The following is a 24252-nucleotide window of genomic DNA, read 5'->3' on the forward strand; positions in this document are numbered from 1 at the left end:
ATTGGTTGCTTTCCATAAAAAGCAGGTGTGTTTATCAAGCACCTGCGTGCGCTCTCCCTCTCGGAAATACCTGGCTAAGCGAATGAAATTAGTATCTTTCAGGACAGAGAATCACATGGCAGCCTATGGATCATTTCTACCCGCAATTACTGCTCCGCACGCCGGTCTACCCGCACCAGGCCTATCAGGAAAACAGCCTTTCAGATCGTCTTGACAGCGTTTTTTTCAAAGCCGCCATTCAATTGGCCAGTCCGGCCCTGTACCGGGAGCTGGAGAAACAGGCCTTCCAACCGGAGTCCCTATCGCCCAAGGCCCTGCTGGCCGTCCGGAAATACCTGAACCGGATGTGTTATCGTCCCACACCCTTCGGGCTTTTCTCCTCATTCGCAGTGGCGGACTGGGCGGATGAACCAAACACAAATCTACTGCTGGATAGTGAGCGGCTGCAGGCACATGCCCAACTGAGTTTCCGGCATGCCCAATCACTGGCCGGGGAGCTCCTGCAGAGTTGGGAGCATTCCATTGAAACCTACCAGGTAAACGGTGCCCGCTATCATGTCGCGGGGGCCTGCCGATTTCTCCGCTTCGAAGAGGATCCGGAGAAGGGGGACAGGACCTTTTTTGTGGATGCGGTGGAGACGCAGGCGATGTTGCGGGAGCTGCTGGACTTTTGCCGGGAGCCCCGCTCCGGGGAAGCTATCCTGGCCCGGCTGATGCAGAACACAGGCGCCACAGCAACGGAAGGGGAGACCTTTCTGGAGCAGCTCATCGCACAGCAACTGCTTGTATCGGTTTGGCAACCGGCTCTCACCGGAGATGATCTCCTGACCCGTATCTGGCAGTACGGAAAGCACCAGCTGGCAGAGACGCCGGCTGGTGCTTACACCGCCTCGCTTCTCCAACGACTGCTGCAGATTTCAGAGACTGCCCGGGCAGAAGAGTTAGGGGCGCTCATGTTATCGGAGAACCTGGTACCGTCAGGGGCGACTGCCGGTTCCCCGTTTTACCTGAACCTGGAACGGCGGGTAGCGACAGGCGGAGTGTCCAGCTGCTGGCAGGAGCCTTTACGCCAGGGATTGGCGGCGATCGGGCGGCTGGTCCCTTCCCAGCAACCGGCCGGGTTGCGGCAGTTCCGGCAGGCCTTCAGTCACAAGTTCGACCGAAGGGCCATTCCCTTGCTCGAGGCGCTTGACCCGGAGGTGGGCGTAGGGTACGCGGAGCTGGCCGGCAGCTTTCAGGTGCCCCTTCTGCTGGAGGGCCTCGCGTTTGACACCGGGCAAAGGCAGCAGGAGCAAACCCTTAACTGGACGCCGGCGCACACCCTGCTGCTGGAAACCTGGCAGGCCCAGGGGAATGTCCACACCTTAGAGCTCGACATGGAACAGGTCCGGCAGTTGCCGGCACCCGAGGGGGAAGTGGCACCCAGCCTGTCAATACTCTTCCGGGTACTGGGAGGGCAGGTTTACCTGGAGCAGGCGGGCGGGGCCAGCGCCACAGCGCTGCTGGGGCGCTTCACACCCTTGAGCCAGGCTATCCGCGAGATGGCGGAAGGGATCGCAGCGGTGGAGCAGGATACCAACCCGGAGGTTGTCTTTGCTGAGATCGTCCATCTGAGTGAGGCCCACACGGCTAACATTGACCGCCGCTGCGCGGTTCGGGCCTACGAGATCCCGGTGCTGGTGGCCTCGGGTGTGGCGCCGGAAGGGCAGTTGCCACTGGAGGACCTGCTGGTGTGGGTGGAAAACGAAGAGATTATCCTCTGGTCCCGCAAGCTGGCAAAGCGGGTGATTCCGCGGATGGGCTCGGCCTATAACTACACGCGCAATGACCTGGCCGTTTTCCGGTTTTTATGTGATTTGCAGTACCAGGGGATACGGGCCAATTTCAACTTTGATCTGAGCGCCTTTTTCCCGGACCTGCGCTATTATCCGCGTGTCAGCTGTGGAAAGGCGATTCTCTCCCTGGCCTCCTGGCACCTGCGACGGGAGGAACTGGCCGAAGTACTGGACACCGATCCCGGCCGGCAGGTAGCACGGCTGCAAGCGCTGGCGGCCGCGCGGAACTGGCCGCGCCATGTGGCCCTGACTGTGCACGATCACCAGCTGGTCTTTGACCTGAAGCAAGCCGGGGAGGTCCGTTTATTACTGGATACCGTTGGGCAGGAAAAAATGTTCACCCTGCGCGAGTTTCCCTTTGCCGGGGAGGATGCGGCGTTGGTGCGCGACGAAAAGGGGCAGGTGTATGTACACCAGTTGCTGGCGGCCGTTTTCCACCGGCACGTGGTGTACCAAAGGCCCGCCAGGGAAGTGGCGTGCTTTGCCCCGGCCCTGGAGCGGAAACGCAGCATGACGCCGGGAGGGGAGTGGCTCTACTGGAAGCTTTACTGCCACCCGGTGCGGGCCAATGAGCTGCTGATCAGGTTGCATCCCCTGCTTGCCCGCCTGGAAAAGCAAGGGCTGGTGCGGCAGTGGTATTTTGTGCGGTACCAGGATCCTGGGTATCACCTGCGTCTCCGGGTGCAGCCGGGCATTGCATGGGCCGCTGCCTTTGAGCGCCTGAACAAATTCCTGGGAAGCCTGGTGCGGGCATCGGCCGTACAGGACCTGGTGCTGGCCGTTTACGAGCGGGAACTGGAGCGCTATGCGCCCACACCAGGCATGCTGGAAGCAGTCGAGGCCTTTTTCTGCGCTGACAGCGCCCTGGTATCGGGATTTCTGCGAGCCACCGGCTGGCAGGAGACTGAGCCGGCTTACTACCGGTTCACGGTGGTGACGCTGGACTTGCTGCTAACAGCCTTCGGGCTGTCACTGGCCCAAAATGAATCGTTGCTGGACGCGCTTTTCCAGACTTTTTACCGGGAGCATGGGAGCAGTAAAGCGCTGAGGCAGCAACTCGGCAGGCGCTACCGTACCTTATGCCAGGAAGCCGTTTTCGGGACGGATGCGGCGCAGCGCCATGCCAGCCTTTCCTTCAGAGGGAGTGACCGGCTGCTGGCTAATTTCGAGGAGGCACTGGCATCGTTAAGGCAGCGGACAAAGGGACTGCCTGAGCCGCGGCTCCAACAGTTGCTGGCGGATCTGGTGCACATGCATCTGAACCGGCTGTTGGTGGACAATGCCCGGAAGCAGGAACTGGTGCTCTACTACGGCCTGCAGCGCACCTACCAGTCCACCCGCGCCCGTCATCAAAAGCAAATCAGTCAGGTAAAACCCGGGCCCTGACCAGCGGCCCCGGGTGAATGCCATCAGGGCAGTCGCTTGCTTTTTATCAGGCGGGCGTTGATGTTTTGCAGGAAGGGATCCCGGTAGGCAGGCCCAAGGGGGACGACGGCCTTGTTTTCCAGGATGATCTGGTTGCCTTCCACGGTGTGCACCTTGGCATAGGGCACGATATAGGATTTGTGCACCCGGGTAAAGCCGCTGGCAGGCAAGCGCTCCTCCAGTTCCTGCAGGGTCAGGTAGGTGATGAGCTTTTTATCCCGGAGATGCAGGATGAGGTAGTTCTGCATGGCCTGTATGTACTGGATGTGGCGCAGGACCACGCGGACCAACTTGCCCCTGCTCTCCCCCTTCACATAGCAGTAAGCCTCCTCCTTTCCCGTGAAAGAAAAGTAGGCGTTACGGCGCTCGCGGATACGGGTGACGGATACCAGGAAACGCTCATAGAGAATGGGCTTGAGCAGGTAGTCCACCGCGTTCCTGTCAAAGGCATCCAGCGCAAAGCCGGAGAAGGCGGTAGTAAACACAACCCGGGTATGCGGCGCGAGCAGCTCCGCCAGTTTCACGCCTGAGAGCTGGGGCATTTCCACATCGGCAAAGACAATGTCGGGTTGGTGGAGGCCGCGCGTGATGGCGTCCAGGGCAAGGAGCGGGTTTTCCTCAGAGCCGAGCAGCAGCAGGCCCGGCGTCTGCTGGATGTAGCGCGTGAGCACCTGAATGGCATGGGCCTCATCATCGACGATATAGCATGTGATCATAACAGTTTGAGTTGAAAATTTAGCTTGTATTGCGCAGCGTCTTCCCCGACGTCGAGCTGGTACTCGTAGGGTAGGTAGAAGCGCTCCAGACGCGTCCGTACGTTCCGGAGGCCGATGCCAAAGCCCTGCATGGGAGGATAGGGCCTTTTCTTATTTTGCGTGGTCACATGGAGCCAGCCGTCGCGGCAGGCCACCTGCACGGTGGCCGGGATAGCGGGATCGGTCAGGTCCCCGTGCTTGAAAATGTTTTCGACAAAGGTGAGCAGCAGCAGGGGCGGCAGGCGGTGGCCACCCGTGTCACCCTGTACGTCCAGTTGGATATAGAGCGGGTAGCTGTAGCGCAGCTGGTTGAGGCTGACATAGTGCCGGAGGTGGCTGACCTCGGCCGAGAGGCTCGTCTTGCCGTCCGGCTGGGCCCCTGTCAGGGCATGGCGCATCACTTCGGCGAGCAGCAACACGCTTTCCGAAGCCTTGGGCGCTCCCTCCTGCACCTGGTTAAAGATGAAGTTGAGCGTGTTAAACAGGAAGTGTGGGTTGATCTGGGCCTGGAGGTAGGCGCTCTGTGTCGTGGCCAGGTCTTTTTCCAGTTCGGCCCGGGCCTTGGCGTCGGCCAGCTGGCGGAGTTCCAGGCGGCTGATGCGCTGCTGGTGCTGGAAGGTGCGCCAGACAAACCAGAAGGTGGTGCTGAGGCCGATAAAGTAGGTGCCCCGCCAGATAAAGCTGACCACAAAACGCTGGTTGAGGGCCGCCTCCCGCGGGAAGGCCCGGAAGTAGTTGTATAGCTGCTCCAAACCGTACTCCAGCAGGATATAGGCGCCCAACTGCAGCGGTACCAGCAAAAGGAGCAGGTAGCTGCTGCCCTTTGTGCGGAAGGCAAGCGGGAGCACCAGTTGGGAGGTGGAATAAAAGAGCAGCATATTGAGTGCATAGTAGCCGATGTACTCCCAGGCATGGTCTAGCCGTGTGTCCGAGGCATAAAAAACAATGGAGAGTTCATAAAGGATGAAGCCTGCCCAGGCGAGGGCGTGGTAGCCCAGGCTACGTGGGCTAAAGGCGGGTCGGGTGATGTGGGTAGGCTGATCCATGATCCTTCATGTAAATTATGCCGGCTTGTATCACGGGCATGGGGCGCTTGATGTAATAATTTTTTAGGAGGAAGCCCGATATTCTATCTTCAGGTAAAATAAAACCTAGCCCTCTTATGAAAAAGAAAGCAATCCAGCCCCTCCGGGTACAGGCACTGTTCCAGTTCAGCACCGGGCAACGCCAGACGGGTACCACGTTCGACCCGACGCTCACCACCATCACCATCACCACCACCGGGCTGCCCCACTGGCAGGCACCCAGGAAAAAAAGGCCCGCGGCCAGCGTTAGGGCATGCGTTGCGGTATAGAACATGCACCGGCTCGGGGAGCAGCGGCATGATCCGTCAGGCAGAGGACCTGTGGCAGGCACTCCATGCCTTCCACCCGCTGGATGCCCCCCTGAAGCAGCGGCTGCAGCGCATCTTCACCCAGAAGCACTATGCCCGGAATCATTTCCTGACCAAGCCCGGCAGCCCGGCGCGTCACGCCTGGTTTGTGCGCAAAGGCGCGGTAAGGGCCTACCTGCTGGACAGGGCGCGGGGCACGGAGGTTATTTCCTGGCTCTGGCTGGACGGGGACCTGGTCTGGGCCTCTGACAGCTTCTGCCGCCGCCTGCCCACCCGGCTCACCATTCAGCTGCTGGAGGACAGCGTGCTGCAGGTGGTTTGCCGGCAGGACCTGGACCACACACTGGAACATTTCCCACAGTACCGGCACCTGGAAAGGGCCGTTGCCGAAAGCTTCCATCACCGCCTGCACCAGCACTACCACCGTCGGGTCAGCCTGCCGGCCATGGCGCGCTACCAGCACCTGCTGCAAACACGGCCCCAGCTCTTTCTGCGGGTGCCGGTCAAAGACATTGCGTCTTTCCTGGGCATGTTCCCCGATACCCTGAGCCGCCTGCGCGGCAGACGTTAGGGCGGGGCAACACGCCAAAAAGAGCCCTGCTACGGCAGGGCTCTTGTGTTATGGCAGACAGGGCCTGCTACTGGTAGAGGTATCTTAAAGCTGTTCTGTCGTTTGCGTTGAAGTAGCGGTTCACGCCAGAGCCGATGCAGGCCAGCATCCAGGAGTTCGGATCGGCACCGGTTGGTGTGCCCGGGATGTGCACAGCACCTACACTAGAGGCCCCCTCGTTGTAATAAGAACCACCGCAGCTATACGCTCTGTTCATGTAATCGGTGTGGCGGAAGCCGATGGTGTGCCCGATCTCGTGTGCCAGGATGGTGGCCAGGTAGTTGGTGCCCGGGTTGGTGCCCAGGTAGGCTGAGTTCACCTTTACAGAGTTGTAGGGATTGCCACCAGACGGGAAGCCGGCAGAGGCCAGGTAAGAAGAGCCAGTCGGTGCCTTCGATACCAGGATGTTGTAGCCGGAAGATACGCGGCGGAACTTGAGGCGCAGGTTCTCGGCATTGAAGCGGCGGATAGCCTCGTCCAGTGCCGTTACATAGGAAGATGGCAGGCTGGTGGTGATGGCCACATTGATGGTGCGGCTGGAGCCTACGCTTACCAGGTTGTTGGTGCGGTACTGCTCCTCTTCACCCACGCGCAGGGCGGTGGTTTCAGGAGAAGACTGCAAATCGCTTTCAGAGAAGAAGATGTCACCCTCTACAATGTAGCCACCCTCGGTGCGCTGCACATTGTCAGTGTTGAAACCCATCTCTGAAATTTTAGCCATGGTGAGGGGTGAGATCTCATTGGCTGTTACATCGGCCTCTTCTTTCTGGCAAGAGGAGAAACCAAACAGGGCCGCCAGGGCCAGGAGCGAAAGTAAGCGTGTTGTTTTCATAATATAACTTGTTTTAAGTGAGATGATGAATTGATTACGAGAAAGTTATGTGAAAATTTACCATGCTGAAAACTTGTTACACCGACGCTTGTGTTACCGGGACAGACAGGCATGTAGTGTTGCCTAACCCCGGTATGCCGACTCAATGGCCATACCGGCTGCCGTAATGATGGCAGGAGGTGGACAAAAAGCGTATCCCGGACAGCCGATACAGGCAGGTGCAGGAGAGCGGTCCTGTCCAGGTGAAATAAGGAGAAGGTGGTGTTGTAGTCAGGTCAGGTCGTGACGCGTAACCGGGTGTGGAAGTAGCCGGCCTCATCTGTCCAGGCTTCAAATGAGGCGCGGTCCGGGTAAGCATGCTGCAACCGCTTTCGGATGTTGTCCAGGCCGATGCCGTGGCCCCCGGCGCGTACATCCAGGCAACGGTTCACAGTCGTGATTTTCAGCTCGTCTGCCTGGTACGTGACCGTGATCGCTGCAGGTTCACCTGCGCCGTTCAGGTCACCGTGTTTGAACATGTTCTCCACCAGGGTGATCAGTACCAGGGGGATAAACCGGATGCCTGCCAGGTTAGGGCCGTAGTGCAGCGCGACGCGGAGCCGGCTCTCCTGCCGGATCCGGTGGATGTGAAGCAGGTGTTCAACCTGCTGGATTTCCTCGAGAAGCTCCGCCTGCTGGTGCTCATCCTCGCTTTGCAGGGCATAGCGCATCATGTGCGAGAGGGAGAGAATCGCTTCCGCCGCCCGACCGGAGGTCTTCCGCACACTGTTGTAGACGTAGTTGAGCGTGTTGAACAGGAAATGGGGATTGATTTGCGCTTTCAGGAAGGCGTTCTGGGAGCGGATCAGCGCCGTCTGGAGGTGCTGCTTGTCGATGATGTCAAGCAGCTGCTGCTTTTCGATCTGCTCCACGCGCGTTCGCTCGCTCAGGTATTTGGTAAGGAAATAGTAGGCCGTCGCAAAGCCAAGGAAATAAATGGCCCGCCAGGCGGATCGGAGGAGATAAGCAGAGTCCAGGTCCGGGGAGCGGGTCATGCGCACCTGGAAAACACCGATAGCCAGACGCTCCATGGCGTAGGTGAAAAGGATGTAGGCAATGACCTCCACCAGCACCAGGGTGGGTATCAGCCAGAAGCGGTGGCCATCCGGACGGAATCCCCGGGGCATCACAAAGTGCGCATGCACATAAAAGAGCGCAATGTTGATGCTGTAGTGCAGGGCATAGTCCCAGAAGGAGCTCAACCTGCCATAAATGATCCCGGCCACGGTAATCTCATAGAGCATAAACAGCCCCCAGGCCATCAGGTGGATCCTGTGGTGCCGGATTGTATTGGTAATATAATTTCTCAAAGACATTTTTATGTCTGTCTAGTGTACAGGGTAGTTTGTGTAATATTTTAGCAGAGCAGGAGGCCAGATCATACTTTCATAATAAAAAACGATATGGCAACGCAACCGAAAACGAAACTGACACTCAAAAACAAACGCATCTTCTCATTTAAAGGCGCCAGTCAGAAAAACGGATTCAGTACGGATCCGACCATTCTGCCCACCACCTCCATGCTCACCTTTATCAAATAGCACCCCAAAGAGCTAGCGCTGCGAGAAGAGGGAGTTGTCGGCGATATAGGTGTCAAAGGATTTTTTGTACAGCTCGCCGACAGGTACCTCCAGTCCCCCTTTCAACCGGATCGTGCGCCCGTGTACGGCGGTGATCTGGTTTTTGGCGATGATGAAGGAACGGTGAACCCGGAGGAAACGTGTTGTTTCCCGCAGGGCATCCTCTGTCTCCTTCATGGTCAGGTAGGCGATGTGCTTCTGTGTGGGGGTATAGATCTGCACGTAATTTTTCAGGCCTTCCACGGCGATGATCTCGTCAAAGCAGATGCGGATCAGCTTGTTCTTCTGGTCGCTCCTGATGAAAAAGGTGCTGTCCGGGCTGCCTCCGCGCTGGCTGGCCGCCTCCCGGCTTTTGAGGAGCTCGTTGACGATGAGGGCAAATTTGTTCATGCCGATGGGCTTGAGCAGGAAATGGTCGGCGCGGATGTCGAAGGCATCCACGGCGTACCTGGGGTGGGCGGTCGTGAAAACCAGGAAACTGGTCAGCGGGCGCAGCACTCTGGCCAGTTCTATGCCCGAGAGCCGGGGCATGTCCACATCCAGAAAGATGAAATCATAGCGCTCCCCCGAGTCGCTTTCCATCAGCGCCGCTACCGGGTCCAGGTAAGATTTGGCCAGGTAGAGCTGTGGTACCGCTTCAATGTAATCTGTTAAAAGTTCAATGGCGTGACGCTCATCGTCAATCACCAGGCATTTGTAACGTTGTAGCGTTGACATGCTGCTATTGTTTTAAGTTGGTTTTATAGTCAGGTTTGGTGCTGGGTAGCAGGCAAACGGCAGGATTACGCCTTGTCTATGCCTGTCCTGCCGCCGCTGGAAGAAGCCGGCGGCAGGAATGAAGAAGATTCCGCGCTGACCCTGTGTTTCCTGTGTTACAGGGCTGGCTGTGACCTTTCTCCCTGCTGGCGGCCATAAGCCCCAGGCAATTACTGCCAGGCTGTTTAAAGGAGCAAATCATGCCACACGATGCGCATCCGCACCCTGCTTAGGTAAATGTAAAATTTATATTTTAAATAATCCAATCCGGCGCGGGGATATTTGGCATGAGTGTTTTATGACAATTTGCTTTTCGTTCAGACATTGTCCACCCGCTTGCCTCATCCCGACAGCACCCTTGTGCCCCTGCGTCATTCTTCTGAATTGATAGGCGCCTGAATTTATAAGAGCTGACAAATTCCTGTAACAAAAGACAGGCATATGAAGCCAGGGGAAGCGATTACAGGGAGGCCTTCCATTCTTTATCACCCATCGGCACCTGCCGGGCGCCTCTGCTGCGGCCGGGCAGAACACCCCAAGCTCTTCCAGTTTGCCGCCATTAAACACCTTGCTTCTTTCCTGGGCTTGTTCCCGGGACCCTATGACATCGAAGGTCGGGGAAGTACGGCAGCGGCTTACGTGCTTCCAGGCAATTAAGTTTCCAGTAAGGCAGTTTGCTCCCTGTTCTGGAACAGAAAAAATGCTGAACGCTCTGCCGACCTTTACCACATACCAGGACAGCACGATAAAGCTATCCATTTTGGACAACACGATGAAAAGAGAAAGCAAAATACAAGCAATAGTGGCGATGCTGGTGCTGCTGTTTGGCTATGCCGCACTGTCAAAACTAAAGGACTGGGATGAGTCCCTGCAGCAATGGGCTTTGCAGCCGGTAGCGCGGGAAGCCGTGACATGGTTTGCCTGGGGTATCCCGGCCATGGAGCTCCTCTGCTGCCTGTTGCTGGTGTTTGACAGGACACAGCGCTATGGCCTGTACCTGGCGCTGGCCTTAATGGTGCTGTTTACCGGCTACGTGGGCTTGGCGCTGCTAGGAGCCTGGGAGCAGGTGCCCTGCAGTTGCGGGGGCGTGATCAGTGGCCTGGGGTGGGGGGAACACTTGTTGTTCAACCTCTTTTTTACGGCCCTGACAGGAGCGGGGCTCTATCTAGAGAAGAAGCAGAAAAGGAGGAGGGGTGTCGGGAGGACTTCTTCTACGGGTGAGGCCGCCTACCCCAGTGGCGGCAGATAAATTATTTTTTTACCTTATTATTTTTTTATCATGAAGAATCTTAAAACAAATGCCATGGCCCTCGCAGCGTTGGTGGTGGCAGCCGGAACCGTTGCATTCACCTCTCCTGCCAACCAGGAATGGGTGTTTACCGGCAGCAGTGACTCGCAGATCATGGATGCTACGCACTATTCGTTGTCGGCGCCCCAGCCTTCGAACTGTGAAGAAGTGGCATCGCTTCCATGCAGCATCATCGTGGCGGCAACCAATCAAAGTCAGCTTCAGACTTACCTGAATGGAAAGGATGCCGACCAGATTTTGGCTGAAGCCACGGGACAGCGCAACTAGTCCCCCACAGGGAAAAGCCCGAGAGGAACATCGTTCCTTCCGGGCTTTTTTGTTACCTGGGGTTTTGCTGCATACCCGACTGCTCGATCACATCCTCGGGGATGGCCAGGGCAAACCGCGGGTCACCTGGGGGCAGTAGGTACGTATTGCCGTTCAGGACCCGCTGGAGGGCAATGCCGGCGCCCTCCCTGTTCAACCGTTTGATATCCATCCACCGCAGCCCCCGGAACAGGAGTTCTTTCCGCCTCTCCTGGAGGATAAGTTCCAATGCCCCGGCAGCGTTGTCTGCAGCATATTCCTGGAAGGTGTCCGTTTTCCAGCGTGTGCGAAGCAGTTTGTTCAGGCTCTCCATCGCGCCGGTGACATCGCCTGTGCGTGCCCGGGCTTCCGCCTGAATCAGGTATACCTCGTTGGTGGCAGCCCCCGCAAAATAGCTTGAGCTACCGGCATAGCTTCCCCTGAAGGCGTTCGTGCCGTCGGCATTTCGGCGGAAGAACAAGGTGCGCCTGAGGTCATCCGCTGCATAGGAAGCGTAGAGGAGCGTATCGACCCGTGCGTTACCGATGGTCAGTGATTGCACACCGCCGAAGATATTGTGATGCAATACCTCTGCATTGAAGGCGGGGAGGGGGTAAGTGGGCGTGGCGGAGAGTTGGTTATAGTCCAGTAAGCCATCGTATAAGGCCAGGCTGCTATCTGCATAGGCACCGGCTTCGACATACTTTCGCATCGAAAGGCAGGCTCTGGCCAGCACGGCGTAAGCCGCCGGTTTAGAGGGCCTGACGGGGTGCTGTGTGCCGGCGGGAAGCAGCGTTGCCGCTTCCCGCAGATCACGCATCACCTGTTCATAGGTGTCCCGGACACTGGCTCGCACGAGTTGCTCATGGAAACTGGTTCCCAGCCGCAGGGGTAGTCCCAGGTCAGTCGATGCGGTGGCCTCGTCATAGGCAAGTGCCCAGACATAGGCTGCAGCCAGCAGCGCCTCCCCCCTGTAGAAGGAAGCCTGCCCCTTGACATCATCCCAGGTGGACGCATTGGCCGCTGTCCGGGGGATGCCGGACAGTGACTCCAGTACCGTGTTTGCGTGATAAATGGGTTGGAAGACGTTGTACCAGTGGTTGGGACGATAGCCCATTCTGAATAAGTTATCCTTTTCCCAGGTATACTTCCGGCGCTCGCTCTCGTTGCTCATGGCGTTCCAGGTAACTGACGGAAGATAAATATTATCGGCACTCGTCACCGATGAGCCCGCGGGGCTGTTCTGGTTCATCACGCTGTGGTTGTCAAGCAGTGCCTGCATGTCCTGCAGGGTGGAAGGAAGTGCCAGTTTCTTGTCCGGGCTCTCGTCCAGGAAGCTATCACAGCTGCCGAACAGGAAGGTGATCAGCAGCAGCAAGCCGTACAGGCTTGGTCGAAGTATAATTGGTTTCATGGGATTCATAAAGAAAGGTTATACAGTTAGAGGGTAGCTTTCAGACCAAGGGAAACACTGGGGGGCTGGGGCAATGCGTTTAAGGCCGAAACATCCGGATCAAGTCCCCTGCGGTTGGCCCGCCACAGAATGCCCAGGTTACCCAGGTTCAGGTAAGCCTGCATGTTTTTAAAGGATTTGCGGCCCGTATCCGGGCGCAGCAGGTCGTAGGAGGCGCTGATGTATTGCAGGCGCACGTGATCCCCTTTTTCCACCAGTACTTCAGAACCGGCATAAAACACATCCCGCGCCGAGTCGTTGGGATAGGTGAGCGAAGGGACATGCGTTGTCCGTTCATCTCCGGGCTGCTGCCACCTCCTGGCAAAATCAGCGTGCCCTCCCCAGGCATCGAATAGAGAACCGTACTGGATGGAAGGTGCGCGGAAGTAGTACCCGAGTTTCCAGCTGATCCGCGCTGTCAGGGAAAGACGCTTCCAGGAGAGGGTGTTCCCCAGTGATCCGAAGGCGGTGGGGAGGGCGGAGCCATGGTACTGCAACTCGTCCGGCTTCGCCTCGCCATAGACGATCGCAAAGTAGTCCTGGCTCACCTCCCCATCCACAAAACCCTGCGGATTTCCTGTTTGGGGATCAAGTCCAGCCCACTTATAGGAGTAAACGGCATGCAGGGGCTTTCCCGTTTCACCCGTGATGCGATACCCCGGGGTCACATACTGGTAGGCAGCCGATTCGCCCAGGTAGTAATCGGTTACTTTCTCCCGGTTCAGGCTCAGGTTCAGCTGGCTGGTCCACTGCAGGGCACGGTCTATGTTGCGGCTCCTGATCTCCAGGTCGGCGCCGCGTCCGGCCATTGACGCCACATTCCGCATCACCTGACTGCCCACACCGGTGGTATAGTCAACGGGGTACAGGGCCAGCAGGTCAAAGGCTCGTTTGCGGTAGTATTCCAGGCTACCTGTCAGCCTGTTGTCTTTGGTACCGAAGTCCAGGCCGATGTTCCACATGCCCACCGTTTCCCAGGACAAATCCGGGTTGGCATAATTGGAGAAGCGGGCATAGGTGTTCTGGGTGTAGGGAGAGGTGGCTACATAGAACAGGGTGGAAACCGCCGTGAACGCCGGGTTCGTGCTCCCGCTGTAGCCATAGGTGGAACGCAGTTTGAGAAAGGGCAGGAACCCACTACGGTAGAAAGGCTCTTTGGATAGCTCCCAGCTGAGGCCCGAGGACCAGAGCGGATTCCAGCGATCATTTGTTTTCAGCCCAAACAGGTTGGAGGCATCGCGCCGTGCGCTGAGCGAGACCGTGTAACGGTCGCGGAAGGTATAGGCCGCGTTGGCGTACTGGGACAGGAAGCGATCGGTCCTGTGGTCCCGGTTGCTGTTGTCAGGAATAAAGAGCAGGCCGCCCGTCACCAGGTGGGGGTACCGCGTCGTGTAGTCCACCTCGCCAAAGGTCAGCCGCTCAGGATCATACCCATACAGCCTGGTGCGGGAGCCGGTGACACGGGCATGGCGCATCTCGGCCCCGATGATAGCGGTTACGGTATGGTTTCCCCAGCTTCTGTCCAGGTTCAGCTGCCCCCGCAGGTTCTGGGAGGCAAGGAGGGTCCCCGTCTGGTCCAGGATGCCGCCTTCCGGCACCACATAGCGGATAGCGCCTGTTCCCGGAGGCAGCTGCGCGTAGCGGTTCACAAAGTCGCGCGCAAAATAGCTCTCTTCCCCGTACAGTTGCTGCCCTTCGGTCTGTTGGCGTTCGTACTGGTATTTCACATCACCACTCAGCCCGTGGCGCCAGGTATACTGCAGCCCGAAATTAGCGGTGACATCCTGCAGGGTGGTGGCAGAGTGGGCATGGCGGTAATCCTCCAGGGGGTAATAGTTCCAGTCTTTTAACCGGCCGCCTCCGACAGTGTCTTTATAGGCCTGGGTATAGTCCTTGTGCAGCGGCAGGGGAGTGCCGTTCTCGTCGGCAAAGCGGGCATAGGGGTACAGGTTGTTGTTCCAGTTTCCGATCTGGCCGTAGCCCGGTTTGCCGCTGCCGCTTTCACGCTGGGTATAGAAGGCCCCTGTGGAGAGTGCCAGGTTGCGGTGCGGGCGCAGCGTATTCTGAAACCGAAGGCTGAGCCGGTTATAGGTGGCAGCCAGCTCGTCGGTGTTGCGGTCGTAGCCGGCTGCCAAGCTCCAGGCCAGCACGTCAGAACCACTGCGCAGGTGCAGGGCATACTGCTGGCGCACGGCCTGCTGGTACATGTGCCGGTCGAATTCATCGCGCACATCCACCTGCCGCAAAGCATTAATTTGTGCGTCGGCCTGTTCAGGTGACAGGGTGCCGTTTTTTTTGCGGGCAAGGATCTCGACTACCGGGGAGAGCTCCGGGCGGCTCACTGCATTCAGCTGGCTGTCAAAGTACCCTTTCTCAAACAGTGCCTGCTCCACATCAATAAAATCAGAGGCACTGATAGGCCGGAGGTAGGAGAGGTCGGGTTTGGCGACTGCCGTCACGTTGACATTGATCTCGGCTGACAGGGGCTGATGGTAGCGCCCTTTTTTGGTCGTGATCACGATCACGCCGTTCCCGGCCCGGGCACCCCAGATGGATGCCGCAGCGGCATCGCGCAGGATCGTAATGCTTTCCACATCGTTGGGATTGATGTTGGTGATGTCCCCTTCGTATGGGAAGTTGTCCACCACGATAAGCGGGGACTGGGCGCCGTTGATTGAGCTCAGGCCACGTACCAGGAGCTGCGGTTCAAAGCCCGCCCGGTTGACTGTCAGACCGTTTGCCACAGCCTCCAGCCGGCTGAGCACATCGGGACCCACCTGCTCGTTGAAGGTGGCCTTGTCCACCTGGGCAAAGGAGCCGGTGGCGCGCTCGCGGGGGAGTTGCTGGTAGCCTGTGGAGATGACCACTTCCTGCAGGCCCTGGTGGGCGGGTGCCAGGACAAGGACCAGGGGCTCCGGTAAGGGTAGCGTATAGGCGTATTCCTGGGACACAAAGCCAAGGAAGGAAACCTGGAGCACCCCTGTCTGTTGGGTGACGGGCAGCGTAAAATACCCCTCGTGATTCGTGATGGCGCCGGTGGCGGCGTCTTTCAGCCGGACGCTGGCGCCCGGCAGGGGGCTGTTGTCGGCCGCCGAGACCACCCGGCCGCTGAGCGCTTGTTGGGCCACAGCCGGGGCAAGGCCCCCCAGCAGGCAAAAAAGAAAGAAAAGTTTTTTCATAAAATATATAGTGGTTTAAAGTAAAGAATGGAGGGATTGGTGGTGGAAAGTCGTTGGAGGAGGCGGTGTACGGTTGCGGCAAGAGCGAAGACTGCAGGCCCTGACTCATGTGCAGCAGCTGTTCTCATGTGCAGACCCTGTTCCGGGGCCTGCAGCACCGGCTTGTATCAGAGCGGATCCTTATCCCGGACCACCAGCATGTCGAGGGTCCGTTCCGCCTCCACCAGTTCTAGGTTGTAGCGCTTTAATTCCCGGCGCAGGGCCGGCAGGTCCTGCAGCTCTGCCCGGATGGTCATGTCCACATGACCGGAAAATCCGGTTTCATCCAGCAGGGGGTAGGGGTATGCTTTCACACTGCGCAGTTGATTTATCAGGTAGCTAACGGGGGCATTGCGCAGGTTCTTCGTGCCGGGCTTAAACAGGGTGCTTTCTGTCCGGCCTCCCTTTGTCCGCAACTTTTTGTCGCTCCCGTTCAGTACCAGCACCAGGCACTTGACCTGCCTTTTCTCAATGGACGCCCGGTAGTCAGTATAGGTGTTCAGGTCCTGCAGCATGCGTTCCTTTAAGCGTCCTGCCTCCGAGGTAGGCGTCATCACATCATAACTGTAGAGGTGTTTGCTCCGCCAGGCGATCGGGTTGTCGGGCGATTTTTCGGGGCGCAGGGGGCCTTCGTCCCGCACCTCGAGCAGGATGCGGTTCGGGGTGTAATCCGGGATGAGGTCCAGGGCGACGGCCAGGTACAGGTCCAGCAGCGGCTTATTGGTGTAGTATCTGCCGACCACTTCGCCCTGGTGATAGCGCACGTTGGTGCCGCTGGGCAGCCCGTCGACTTTCCCTTTCAGCAGCATGGCATAATGCACCAGGTTGCCCCGTGGCAGTTCGGGTGTTGTGAAAAGCGGGTGCTGCAGGTTGATGTCCCTTTTCACCCGTTCCGGCACGGCCTGCCCGCGCAGGACCAGGCGGATGTTCTCGGCTGTCACATGCTCATTGGTCGTGATGGCTTTGACAATGCCGTTTGCCCCGATCCAGACCACATGGGGCACCAGGCGGTAGGGAAAGAGCTGGTCCAGGGTGGAGTCGCCTACCGCGGTGGGCAGGCTGTAGGGTTTGCCGTCTGTGTTTTTCCACTTCAGGTAAGTTTCCCTCACGCGTTCCTCCCCGTCCCGGGTCACCAGGAGGATCTTCAGTTCCTCGGGGAATTCCTGCTGGAGCGCCTCGTATTTAGGCATCACCGCCTTGCAGGTGCCGCACCAGGAAGACCAGAATTCCAGCAGCAGAAGTTTGCCCCGGAAGTCAGACAGCCGGGCAGAAGGGACGGGGCTGTTCAGGATACTGGTCACGGTAATGTCGGGCAAGGGCTGCCCGATGGAAAGCGCCGGTGGCGGTGCCTGCGCCCTGGCAAGGGGGAGCAGGAAGCCTGGCAGGAGCTGGAGCAGGATAGCCAGCAAGAGGAAAAGTATACGCATGAAGGGGCCCGGAAGCCATTTTTTGAGAAACATGGACTTATATGATTTAGGTAAAACAATGAGAGAAAAGGGACCTGCTCCGCTGGTAGTAGCTGACGGTTCAGCCTGGTGCAGCGGGCAGACTAAAGCGTCCATCGGCATCCGTGATGACGCCGGTGCCTTTAATGGCTACGCCTGCACCGGGCAGGGAGGCTTATCTTTGGCAGAGGTCACCTTTCCGCGTACCTGCTGCGCCCTACCCGTGAAGGAGCAGTGCGACAGGAGTAAGAGAAGTACATTTATCCTCATTTTGCTTATTGGTTTAAGTGATTAAAAATTTTTTAAGGTAGAAAATGAATAGGGTGACCGGCGGGGCATGGGCAAAGGCCCAAGCCCCGGGGGGATCCGCTTAGGAAACCTTAACTATCCTTACCTAATCTATAGCGCGGACCACCCCTCCTGAACAGCCTAAACAGGCCCGGTCCCTATTCATGTTTCCTTTTGCTTCTTGTAGCCTTATCCCGGATCACGAAGTCAGGTATCCGCCTGCTCACCGGCTATAGGTCCAGGCCGTACGGCTGCAGCTGCTTCTGCAAGACGGGGAGGTCTGAAGGGTTTCCGTTCAGTTGGCTGTCTACGGCGCCGCTGACGCGGGGCAAAGGGCACTGTGACAGGTTTATTCAGGGGGTGAAATCAGCAGCACCCAACTGCCGTCGACGGAGGTGTGCAGCAGGTCCAGGGCCTCGGCCAGGGGTGTAGCTGCTAAGGAAGATGCTGTTTTTTGGGGCCGGGGCGGCAGCATTTCTCCCGGCAGGTCATGTAATTGATATAGAGCCGAAACAAGCGTTTTAAGGTCTTCATAGAAAGTGATCAGTTCTTTGTTTTGGGGACAGGTGACGGCGGCGCAGCTGTCTTTCAGAGCCAGGATAAACCATTTCCAGAGGCGCTGCTGCGCTTCATGCTTTGGGTGGCGGGCACAGAAGTCCAGCAGGGCCTGGTCGGGTTCGGAGAGTTTGAATTCAGGTAAGGTATAGGGCATGGTTTCCATAGGTGTAATCGGTTAAAGTTTGGAAATGAAGGTTCCTGCCAGCTGCTAAGCAGTGCTGGTCATGCCGGGGAGGGGAAAGAAGACAGCTGCACGACAACACGGGCTAGCTGGTGTTAGCGGGGCAGCGACGGGGAATAATCAGTTCACTCCGGGGGGCACACGAGCAGTACCCAGTTCTGGAGAAGCTGCAGGGGGATAAGCGGCGCAAGGGTGCTGAAAGCCGCCAGTGGAGAAGCAAAAGAGCGGGAATTCAGACTGAATGATGTATGCTGCATAAATCCTAAGCTTTGAATACCAGTGTTGGCGTACGTCCTCTTGCCTTTCTGCTCAAACAACCAGTGTTGCGGCAGCTCAGCCGTATCCCTGTCCGGGAAAACCGAAACCGAGCGCTTTCAGCAAACGTTTGCTTTTACGCTGTTAGCATTGAGCTGGAAAGCATGGTCTTTTGCGAATATGGAGAATACCTAATATCTTTAAGGTATGGAATACGCCTTCCAAGCTGAGCCTTTCGGTAAGACGAAATTGAGGGAAAAGGCACTTGTATCAAATGTGGTATACTTGTATTTAACAAGGGCTGCACTTGTAAAAAACAATGAATTTAAATGGATAAAAAAGATATTTTTTGTAAATTATGCCTATGGAAACAGCAGCCAGAAGAAGACCACTTCACTTGGGCGACCATGTGAGAAGAATGCGCACCGCTTTGGGAGTGAAGTAATCTGCCTTAGCCACGGAGCTGGGCATGACCCAGCAGAACATCTCCCGCATTGAGCAGGAAGAGGAGGTGGATGATGTGACGTTGGATAGGATTGGTAAGGCTCTTGGAGTCACGGCTGAGGCCATAAAGAATTTTACTGAGGAGGGGCCCGTTTTTCATATACAAAACATGAATGATAACTCTGGTAATTTTAATCAATATAACTTCAATCCTATTGAAAAAATAGTGGAGCTTTATGATGCTTTGCTGAAGAGTGAAAGGGAGAAAGTGGAGTTGTTGGAGCGAATGCTAAAGGATCAAAAGCTTTAGGAGTGCAGATTTCAATAGCTTTCTAATGCGTTCTGAGCAGCAGGTCTTTGGTTCGAATCCAAACGGGATCACAAACACATTGTCTAAAAAACCTCTTTACAGCCTTGTAGAGAGGGTTTTTCATTTTTAGAATATAGGCATGTAGAACAGTTTGTTCTACACGTCTTAATTTTCATTCTCATCAAAAGTTTATAGTTAGATTAAGTCACTATCTCACATAAACAGTCTGAATCTCACTTAATCTGGTGGAATAGCATGGCGACTTGAACTCGCTTTTTAGCTGCCATGAATTATCAATGTCTTGGGTAGCCACCCCCACTCTGCCTCTGCCGAATCTGTCGGTTAGTCCATCCATGACAGATATCAGCCTCGCATGCTTTTCTCTGTCCACCGTATCCAACAGGTCAAGCTGTATTTGGTTCTCTGTCACAATTTCGGACACAATCACACCTGACTTTTTATACCAGTAGCCATCCCGATAGATTTCTTTCAAAGCGATGCTGGCGTAGTGGATTAGCTCGATGTCGAAGTTGGTGGCGACAGGCAGGGCGACAGTTTTGCTGTTGTAGTACTGCATGTCGTTCTCTGAAAAGCGGTTGGTATGGATAAACACGGTAATAAGATTGGCGCAACTCTTCTGCTGGCGCAGTTTCTTGGCGCACTTGGCTGCGTAGGAAGCCGTAGATTCTCGCAACTCATCGAATGTGTTTACTTTCTTTCCGAAGCTTCTGGATGTGCAGATGTTCTGCTTCGGTGGAGCAACCTCGTCCAGTTCCAAGCAAGACTCGCCACGCAGTTCTTTCAGCAGCCGAACGCCCACGATGGTCATATGCTGCTTCACCCAATGCTCCGATAGCTTGGTGAAGTCGTGAGCGGTGTTGATGTTACGCTTATTGAGGAACTTGGCGTATTGCCTACCGATACCCCAGACATCCTCGATTTTGGTCGCTTCTAATGCTTTCTGGATATGATAAGGGTCTGTTAGTACCAGAACTCCATTCGCTTTAGTGGACTTCTTAGCGAGCCTGTTAGCCACCTTTGAAAGAGCCTTGGTTGGTGCCACCCCTAAGCTGACAGGAATACCAGTCCACTGCTGCACCATGCGATTTATCTCCCAAGCGTAGTTGTTTAAGTCGATGTCGTAGAAATCACCCAAATCCAGAAAGCACTCGTCGATGGAGTAAACCTCTACATTGGGGGTAAACAGGGAGAGCGTTTGCATCACCCGGTCCGACATGTCGCCGTACAGCACGTAGTTCGATGAGAAAGCATGCAGGTGCCCCCGCTCCACCAGGTGCCGGATTTTGAAGTACGGCTCGCCCAAGGGGATGCCCAGGGCTTTGGCCTCGTTGCTCCGGGCGATCACGCAGCCATCGTTGTTGGAGAGTACCACCACCGGCCTGCCGTTCAGCACCGGGTCGAATACGCGCTCACAGGAGGCATAGAAGTTGTTGCAGTCGCACAAGGCGTACAGGGTGCTCATTGCCTGACCGGTTTGTGCAGGATCCAGACCACCACACCCCATACACGCAGGTCCATCTCCTCGGTTACTTCGATGGGTTTGTATGCGGGGTTAGCCGGTGCCAGGAAAACCTGTTGGCCTATCTTTTTGAAGGTTTTGAGGGTGAATTCTCCATCCAGAAAGCAGACCACGGGCATGCCATCCGACGCTTTGAGGGACTTGTCTATCACCAGAATATCGCCGTCGCGGATATTGGCATCTGTCATGGAGTTTCCCTTTACACGCATCATAAAGGTAGAGGTCGGGTTCTGGATTAAGTACTTTCCCAGGTCAATGCGCCCCTCCAGGTAATCATCCGCGGGAGAGGGGAATCCGGCAGAGACGGAGTAGGCGAAAAGAGGAAGCTGGAGCTCCTCCAGGTACTCGAAACATAGCTGCTCCAACAGGCACGACTCGAGGGGAATAATTTTAGCGCTGCACATAGTAACGGTAATCTGAATTACAAATACTAATAAAGTTAGCAAATAACTAAACAAACAATCAATAAGCTAAATATATTAGTTTTATTTATGCACAGCGTTCTGCAGCGAAGTAATAGCGGTATACTTTGGAAGGGAATATCTTTGGAAGAAAAATGATAGCAGCCCACCATGGCTAACCACTGGCTGTGTCGCAGCTAGCCCGGGCGGTATAAAACTGGACATATTTGTACGCCGGAAGCTTTAATTTATTTAGGCTAATAGCTGATTACATGGCATCTACAGGAGGTGGGTTTTTAAGTAAAGTTGTCTTCACCCATAGAGACTTTAGATCACAGGTGAACAGGAAGCGATCAGTCATGAAAACGCTGCTGACCTTCTCATTTGTTCTGTGTGCGACCCTGAATCTGAGGGCACAGCGCCTGTTCTCTGTTCTACACCTGAATGGGGAAACTGCCGTGCGCAAGGGGCTGCCCAGGCATCTATCCGAAACCCGTACATTTTACAACACGGATGGGGTTGACATCAAGCAGGATATCACGGAGTTCGATAGGCTGGGCCTGCCTGTATCGCTGAAAGTGCTGGACGAGCGCAATCAAGTCGCCTCGGTGACCACCTTCCGGTACGACAGGGTGAATCGGGTCCTACTGGAGAAGCACCTGAGTCAGCTGAAGAAAAGGTTTCCGACAAACAAAGTCCGCACGGGCTACACCTATGATGCTTTTGGGCATTTGGTGAACAGCACCCATTATAACCAGGAAGGGAATGTTGTAACACACGTGCATCTGACGGATGATTTAAGTGACGAATGATTTAAAAGGCCTGCCCACTGAATTGAGGCTGTATGAGCCGCCCGGCAATCTGGTAGGAGTCGAGTTGGGTACGTACAGGCCAAGCGAGCATAAAGCCATCGTGCAGGTGGCCCATAGCAGGGGGGAGGTTCTATCCACCGATACATTGAAAATAAGCTTTAAAAACGCGCATCACTTCAAGTTCCCAGCCACGACAAGGTATAATCAACAGGGGGATGTGATCGTGTCCCAGAGCAGATGGCGCGACGGGAGTATCCACCACAAGGTGGAACTGCTACATTTGAGTGGACAGAGAGTTAAGCGAAAAATCAATACCTTAACGCTATGTCACAAGAGAGAAGAAAATTCGACAAAGAATTCAAGCTGATGGCTATAGAACTCAGCAAGACCAGAGAGAATATACAGGAGCTGGCCAAAGAGTTGGGCATTCGCCCTGAGCTGATCTACCGGTGGCGCTCAGAGCATCTGGAAAAGCCAGAAGGCAGTTTCACAGGCCACGGCAAAGCCAGGCACACGCCGGAGGAAGCCGAGATAGCCAGGCTCAAGAAACAGCTCCGCGATGTGGAGCTGGAACGCGACATCCTAAAAAAGGCCATCAGCATCTTCTCCAGGGGAGACGGGAAATCTACGGGTTTATAAGCTCCCATAGTTCTAGGTTTCCCGTTGAGAAGATGTGTGAGGTGTTCAAAGTCAGCAGGAGCGGTTACTATAACTCTTTGAAAGGGACTGTGTCAAAAAGAGCCCGCGAGAACCAGCGGCTACTGTCCCTGATCAAGCAGGAGCACCAGAAGAGCAGGCAGCGTTACGGCAGCCCCAGGATAAATGAGGCCCTGAAAGCCAAAGAAGTCCGGGTTTCAAGACCCCGAGTAGCCCGGCTGATGAAACAGGCTCAAATCAAGGCCAAGACGGTAAGAAGATTCAGGATGGGCACAGATTCAAGGCACAGTTTTGCCGTGAGCGGGAACCTGCTGAACCGAAACTTCTCGCCTGCGGCCCCTGGCCAGGCATGGGTGTCGGACATTACTTACATCAGAACCTTAGCGGGGTGGCTTTACCTGACAGTGGTGCTGGATTTGGCCGACAGGAAAGTAATTGGCTGGGCCCTGAGTGAGACGATGAGGGCAAAGGACACGACAGTGGCGGCTTTGAGGATGGCCATCAGCAACAGGCCTGTGCTGGGGGAGCTCATCTTTCACTCTGACCGGGGCGTGCAATACGCCTGTGACGAGTTCAGAAAAGAGCTTCGGGCTTACCCCTTGATTCGCCAGAGCATGAGCCGCAGAGCCAACTGCTGGGACAACGCAGTGGCCGAGAGTTTCTTCAAGAGCCTGAAAACAGAGGTGGTTTACGGTACCAGGTTTATAGATCAGAGAGTGGCGGCAGTAGAGATCTTCGAGTACATCGAGATCTTCTACAACAGAGAAAGGCTCCATTCTAGCCTGGGATACCGTACACCTAGGCAAATGGAAGAACTGTTAAACTGTAAACCTAGAGCAGCTTAACCTTTTGTCCTCTTTTTTGTTGCAAGTCCAAGGAGTTCGATTACAAGTATGACGGGATGGGCAATTGGGTGGAGCAGCAGGCTTACGAGGTGACTTTCAAAAAGAGAGGGAAAAAGAACAGGAAATTGAAGTCGCTATTCCGAAGAGATATTAACTACTGGAATAGCTAGTATGGTGTGTCCGTATGGCTATGACACGCTCGATATGGCCTAGTAGTGTAATTGTTTTACAGTAACGATGCCTTTCACTAACCTTTTTACAGTGCTTTCTAATGTATTTACTGTTGCCTCTCCGAACTTTTTCACTCCCGGGAATGCTTCATGCGCCAAACACGGCAGCACAAAAGAAGCTCCAGGAAAAGAAGTTTCTTAATGGCTTTTGTTGTTACGCTGGTCCCGCTTTCAGTGGGAGGGGTGAGGACAGCAATAGGTAGACGCATGAGATTGGCAAAGGCGGACCTTAGGCTTGTCTTCCTGCGTGAGGAAGGGTGCCCGTAAGTTCTGAACAACTGGAACGGCGTTCCTCACAGGAGGTGTTATGCAGCTTGCTTGCCTCGGTGAGGTAAAAAACAAAAAAAAATTTAGAGGATTTACAGTCTGATGCAGAAGCAGTTGTGCTTTTGGAATGCTTGATTTGCGGGGGAGGAGCGTGTGAACAGGAGAATAAAACTTGCATGCCGTTTGCAAAATGAAATAGAATTCCTACCTTTGCATCCCCTTAGAGAAACACACGAAACGGTTTATTATAACATTTTGGTGATAGGCCTGGGGTGAGCGCCAGCTGGTGCGCTACGGAAAGGAAAGCTGTTCCTTTTCAAAAGTTCTTTGAAAGATTGATTGAGACAGAAATTTAAGGTAATCCGAGCGGGAGATAACAACATCAACTGCGTCAATTCAAGAGAATTAAAAAGGAAAAGGCCGGGGTCGAACAGACACATTGGTTATCGTAAGATGACCTGAAGAGTAACACTACAATGGAGAGTTTGATCCTGGCTCAGGATGAACGCTAGCGGCAGGCCTAATACAT

24 protein-coding genes are annotated in these 24252 nt (G+C 55.5%); 11 read left to right on the forward strand and 13 right to left on the reverse strand.

The features are described from left to right. Positions 1-125 precede the first annotated feature (125 nt). Entirely contained in the window at positions 126-3221 is a 3096-nt protein-coding gene (locus K3G39_RS19265; protein WP_220627810.1) for a lantibiotic dehydratase, read from the forward strand. 23 nt (positions 3222-3244) lie between these two features. Here the strand turns inward: K3G39_RS19265 and K3G39_RS19270 are convergent, their stop codons facing one another. Genes K3G39_RS19270 through K3G39_RS19280 form a run of 3 tightly spaced genes read right to left on the reverse strand, consistent with a single transcriptional unit; the run spans position 3245 to position 5374 of the window. Beyond that, complete coding sequence (locus tag K3G39_RS19270; RefSeq protein ID WP_220627811.1) at positions 3245-3976, reverse strand: LytTR family DNA-binding domain-containing protein; 732 nt, start codon at positions 3974-3976, stop codon at positions 3245-3247. Continuing rightward, positions 3973-5061 (reverse strand): sensor histidine kinase, encoded by a 1089-nt coding sequence (locus K3G39_RS19275; RefSeq protein ID WP_220627812.1) that lies wholly within the window; start codon positions 5059-5061, stop codon positions 3973-3975. The genes K3G39_RS19270 and K3G39_RS19275 overlap by 4 nt, the downstream gene beginning before the upstream one ends. Beyond that, positions 5024-5374: a hypothetical protein gene (locus K3G39_RS19280; RefSeq protein WP_220627813.1), complete on the reverse strand. Its 351-nt coding sequence runs from the start codon at positions 5372-5374 to the stop codon at positions 5024-5026. Before K3G39_RS19280 ends, K3G39_RS19275 begins: the two co-directional genes overlap by 38 nt. Before the next feature lie 23 nt (positions 5375-5397). Here K3G39_RS19280 and K3G39_RS21240 point away from each other — a divergent pair, with 23 nt between their 5' ends. After that, positions 5398-5979 carry a Crp/Fnr family transcriptional regulator gene (locus tag K3G39_RS21240; RefSeq protein WP_370627288.1) on the forward strand — a complete coding sequence of 194 codons (582 nt, stop codon included), beginning with the start codon at positions 5398-5400 and terminating at the stop codon, positions 5977-5979. Between the two features lie 67 nt (positions 5980-6046). Here K3G39_RS21240 and K3G39_RS19290 read toward each other — a convergent pair whose 3' ends face one another. Next, positions 6047-6850: a M57 family metalloprotease gene (locus tag K3G39_RS19290; protein WP_220627815.1), complete on the reverse strand. Its 804-nt coding sequence runs from the start codon at positions 6848-6850 to the stop codon at positions 6047-6049. 275 nt (positions 6851-7125) lie between these two features. Further along, complete coding sequence (locus K3G39_RS19295) at positions 7126-8205, reverse strand: sensor histidine kinase (protein WP_220627816.1); 1080 nt, start codon at positions 8203-8205, stop codon at positions 7126-7128. Between the two features lie 87 nt (positions 8206-8292). Here K3G39_RS19295 and K3G39_RS19300 point away from each other — a divergent pair, with 87 nt between their 5' ends. After that, entirely contained in the window at positions 8293-8430 is a 138-nt protein-coding gene (locus K3G39_RS19300) for a hypothetical protein (RefSeq protein ID WP_220627817.1), read from the forward strand. 12 nt (positions 8431-8442) lie between these two features. Here the strand turns inward: K3G39_RS19300 and K3G39_RS19305 are convergent, their stop codons facing one another. Beyond that, on the reverse strand, positions 8443-9186 hold the full coding sequence (locus tag K3G39_RS19305) for a LytTR family DNA-binding domain-containing protein (RefSeq protein ID WP_220627818.1): 744 nt from the start codon (positions 9184-9186) through the stop codon (positions 8443-8445). Between the two features lie 480 nt (positions 9187-9666). Here K3G39_RS19305 and K3G39_RS19310 point away from each other — a divergent pair, with 480 nt between their 5' ends. From K3G39_RS19310 to K3G39_RS19320, 3 genes are read left to right on the forward strand one after another with little or no spacing between them, the layout of a single operon-like run. Continuing rightward, a complete protein-coding gene (locus K3G39_RS19310; RefSeq protein ID WP_220627819.1) occupies positions 9667-9882 on the forward strand; it encodes a hypothetical protein in 216 nt (71 codons plus the stop codon). A 43-nt stretch (positions 9883-9925) separates the two neighbouring features. Further along, complete coding sequence (locus K3G39_RS19315; protein ID WP_220627820.1) at positions 9926-10474, forward strand: MauE/DoxX family redox-associated membrane protein; 549 nt, start codon at positions 9926-9928, stop codon at positions 10472-10474. A gap of 54 nt (positions 10475-10528) precedes the next feature. Continuing rightward, the gene (locus tag K3G39_RS19320; protein WP_220627821.1) at positions 10529-10801 is read left to right on the forward strand and encodes a hypothetical protein; all 273 of its coding nucleotides are present in this window, start codon (positions 10529-10531) and stop codon (positions 10799-10801) included. 52 nt (positions 10802-10853) lie between these two features. Here the strand turns inward: K3G39_RS19320 and K3G39_RS19325 are convergent, their stop codons facing one another. The 3 genes from K3G39_RS19325 to K3G39_RS19335 all read right to left on the reverse strand — a co-directional run bounded on the left by K3G39_RS19325 (position 10854) and on the right by K3G39_RS19335 (position 16950). Next, a complete protein-coding gene (locus tag K3G39_RS19325; protein ID WP_220627822.1) occupies positions 10854-12233 on the reverse strand; it encodes a RagB/SusD family nutrient uptake outer membrane protein in 1380 nt (459 codons plus the stop codon). A 26-nt stretch (positions 12234-12259) separates the two neighbouring features. After that, positions 12260-15451 (reverse strand): SusC/RagA family TonB-linked outer membrane protein, encoded by a 3192-nt coding sequence (locus K3G39_RS19330; RefSeq protein ID WP_220627823.1) that lies wholly within the window; start codon positions 15449-15451, stop codon positions 12260-12262. A 167-nt stretch (positions 15452-15618) separates the two neighbouring features. Next, entirely contained in the window at positions 15619-16950 is a 1332-nt protein-coding gene (locus K3G39_RS19335) for a TlpA disulfide reductase family protein (protein ID WP_220627824.1), read from the reverse strand. A gap of 25 nt (positions 16951-16975) precedes the next feature. Here K3G39_RS19335 and K3G39_RS19340 point away from each other — a divergent pair, with 25 nt between their 5' ends. After that, complete coding sequence (locus K3G39_RS19340) at positions 16976-17230, forward strand: hypothetical protein (RefSeq protein WP_220627825.1); 255 nt, start codon at positions 16976-16978, stop codon at positions 17228-17230. Positions 17231-17572: 342 nt separating this feature from the next. On the opposite strand, the gene K3G39_RS19345 is transcribed toward K3G39_RS19340, so the two are convergent. Continuing rightward, positions 17573-17944 (reverse strand): hypothetical protein, encoded by a 372-nt coding sequence (locus tag K3G39_RS19345; protein WP_220627826.1) that lies wholly within the window; start codon positions 17942-17944, stop codon positions 17573-17575. A gap of 143 nt (positions 17945-18087) precedes the next feature. Then, positions 18088-18219 carry a hypothetical protein gene (locus tag K3G39_RS21030; protein WP_255594424.1) on the reverse strand — a complete coding sequence of 44 codons (132 nt, stop codon included), beginning with the start codon at positions 18217-18219 and terminating at the stop codon, positions 18088-18090. A gap of 205 nt (positions 18220-18424) precedes the next feature. On the opposite strand from K3G39_RS21030, the gene K3G39_RS21035 reads away from it, so the two are divergent. Next, complete coding sequence (locus tag K3G39_RS21035) at positions 18425-18715, forward strand: hypothetical protein (protein ID WP_255594426.1); 291 nt, start codon at positions 18425-18427, stop codon at positions 18713-18715. Further along, complete coding sequence (locus tag K3G39_RS19350) at positions 18687-18971, forward strand: transcriptional regulator (protein ID WP_255594531.1); 285 nt, start codon at positions 18687-18689, stop codon at positions 18969-18971. The genes K3G39_RS21035 and K3G39_RS19350 overlap by 29 nt, the downstream gene beginning before the upstream one ends. Positions 18972-19179: 208 nt before the next feature. On the opposite strand, the gene K3G39_RS19355 is transcribed toward K3G39_RS19350, so the two are convergent. Both K3G39_RS19355 and K3G39_RS19360 read right to left on the reverse strand, forming a co-directional pair. After that, positions 19180-20454 (reverse strand): Y-family DNA polymerase, encoded by a 1275-nt coding sequence (locus tag K3G39_RS19355; protein WP_220627827.1) that lies wholly within the window; start codon positions 20452-20454, stop codon positions 19180-19182. Further along, positions 20451-20915, reverse strand: a complete 465-nt coding sequence (locus K3G39_RS19360; RefSeq protein WP_220627828.1) for a LexA family transcriptional regulator — start codon at positions 20913-20915, stop codon at positions 20451-20453. The genes K3G39_RS19355 and K3G39_RS19360 overlap by 4 nt, the downstream gene beginning before the upstream one ends. 356 nt (positions 20916-21271) lie before the next feature. Between K3G39_RS19360 and K3G39_RS19365 the strand changes: the two genes are divergently transcribed. Continuing rightward, complete coding sequence (locus K3G39_RS19365; RefSeq protein WP_220627829.1) at positions 21272-21724, forward strand: hypothetical protein; 453 nt, start codon at positions 21272-21274, stop codon at positions 21722-21724. A gap of 324 nt (positions 21725-22048) precedes the next feature. Next, a protein-coding gene (locus K3G39_RS19375; RefSeq protein WP_370627289.1) for an IS3 family transposase occupies positions 22049-23226 on the forward strand; the annotation gives its coding sequence in 2 pieces (ribosomal slippage) (positions 22049-22307 and positions 22307-23226; 1179 coding nt in all). Positions 23227-24252: the final 1026 nt, after the last annotated feature.

The sequence above is a fragment of the Pontibacter sp. HSC-14F20 genome (assembly GCF_019599265.1).
Classification (GTDB): domain Bacteria; phylum Bacteroidota; class Bacteroidia; order Cytophagales; family Hymenobacteraceae; genus Pontibacter.

What these genes read in the sequence shown, in the direction of transcription:
- K3G39_RS19265 (WP_220627810.1), top strand. Translation starts at nt 126, where the DNA reads ATGGATCATTTCTACCCGCAATTACTGCTCCGCACGCCGGTCTACCCG.
- K3G39_RS19270 (WP_220627811.1), bottom strand. Translation starts at nt 3,976, where the DNA reads ATGATCACATGCTATATCGTCGATGATGAGGCCCATGCCATTCAGGTG.
- K3G39_RS19275 (WP_220627812.1), bottom strand. Translation starts at nt 5,061, where the DNA reads ATGGATCAGCCTACCCACATCACCCGACCCGCCTTTAGCCCACGTAGC.
- K3G39_RS19280 (WP_220627813.1), bottom strand. Translation starts at nt 5,374, where the DNA reads ATGTTCTATACCGCAACGCATGCCCTAACGCTGGCCGCGGGCCTTTTT.
- K3G39_RS21240 (WP_370627288.1), top strand. Translation starts at nt 5,398, where the DNA reads ATGATCCGTCAGGCAGAGGACCTGTGGCAGGCACTCCATGCCTTCCAC.
- K3G39_RS19290 (WP_220627815.1), bottom strand. Translation starts at nt 6,850, where the DNA reads ATGAAAACAACACGCTTACTTTCGCTCCTGGCCCTGGCGGCCCTGTTT.
- K3G39_RS19295 (WP_220627816.1), bottom strand. Translation starts at nt 8,205, where the DNA reads ATGTCTTTGAGAAATTATATTACCAATACAATCCGGCACCACAGGATC.
- K3G39_RS19300 (WP_220627817.1), top strand. Translation starts at nt 8,293, where the DNA reads ATGGCAACGCAACCGAAAACGAAACTGACACTCAAAAACAAACGCATC.
- K3G39_RS19305 (WP_220627818.1), bottom strand. Translation starts at nt 9,186, where the DNA reads ATGTCAACGCTACAACGTTACAAATGCCTGGTGATTGACGATGAGCGT.
- K3G39_RS19310 (WP_220627819.1), top strand. Translation starts at nt 9,667, where the DNA reads ATGAAGCCAGGGGAAGCGATTACAGGGAGGCCTTCCATTCTTTATCAC.
- K3G39_RS19315 (WP_220627820.1), top strand. Translation starts at nt 9,926, where the DNA reads ATGCTGAACGCTCTGCCGACCTTTACCACATACCAGGACAGCACGATA.
- K3G39_RS19320 (WP_220627821.1), top strand. Translation starts at nt 10,529, where the DNA reads ATGGCCCTCGCAGCGTTGGTGGTGGCAGCCGGAACCGTTGCATTCACC.
- K3G39_RS19325 (WP_220627822.1), bottom strand. Translation starts at nt 12,233, where the DNA reads ATGAAACCAATTATACTTCGACCAAGCCTGTACGGCTTGCTGCTGCTG.
- K3G39_RS19330 (WP_220627823.1), bottom strand. Translation starts at nt 15,451, where the DNA reads ATGAAAAAACTTTTCTTTCTTTTTTGCCTGCTGGGGGGCCTTGCCCCG.
- K3G39_RS19335 (WP_220627824.1), bottom strand. Translation starts at nt 16,950, where the DNA reads ATGTTTCTCAAAAAATGGCTTCCGGGCCCCTTCATGCGTATACTTTTC.
- K3G39_RS19340 (WP_220627825.1), top strand. Translation starts at nt 16,976, where the DNA reads ATGAGAGAAAAGGGACCTGCTCCGCTGGTAGTAGCTGACGGTTCAGCC.
- K3G39_RS19345 (WP_220627826.1), bottom strand. Translation starts at nt 17,944, where the DNA reads ATGGAAACCATGCCCTATACCTTACCTGAATTCAAACTCTCCGAACCC.
- K3G39_RS21030 (WP_255594424.1), bottom strand. Translation starts at nt 18,219, where the DNA reads ATGCAGCATACATCATTCAGTCTGAATTCCCGCTCTTTTGCTTCTCCA.
- K3G39_RS21035 (WP_255594426.1), top strand. Translation starts at nt 18,425, where the DNA reads ATGGAATACGCCTTCCAAGCTGAGCCTTTCGGTAAGACGAAATTGAGG.
- K3G39_RS19350 (WP_255594531.1), top strand. Translation starts at nt 18,687, where the DNA reads ATGACCCAGCAGAACATCTCCCGCATTGAGCAGGAAGAGGAGGTGGAT.
- K3G39_RS19355 (WP_220627827.1), bottom strand. Translation starts at nt 20,454, where the DNA reads ATGAGCACCCTGTACGCCTTGTGCGACTGCAACAACTTCTATGCCTCC.
- K3G39_RS19360 (WP_220627828.1), bottom strand. Translation starts at nt 20,915, where the DNA reads ATGTGCAGCGCTAAAATTATTCCCCTCGAGTCGTGCCTGTTGGAGCAG.
- K3G39_RS19365 (WP_220627829.1), top strand. Translation starts at nt 21,272, where the DNA reads ATGAAAACGCTGCTGACCTTCTCATTTGTTCTGTGTGCGACCCTGAAT.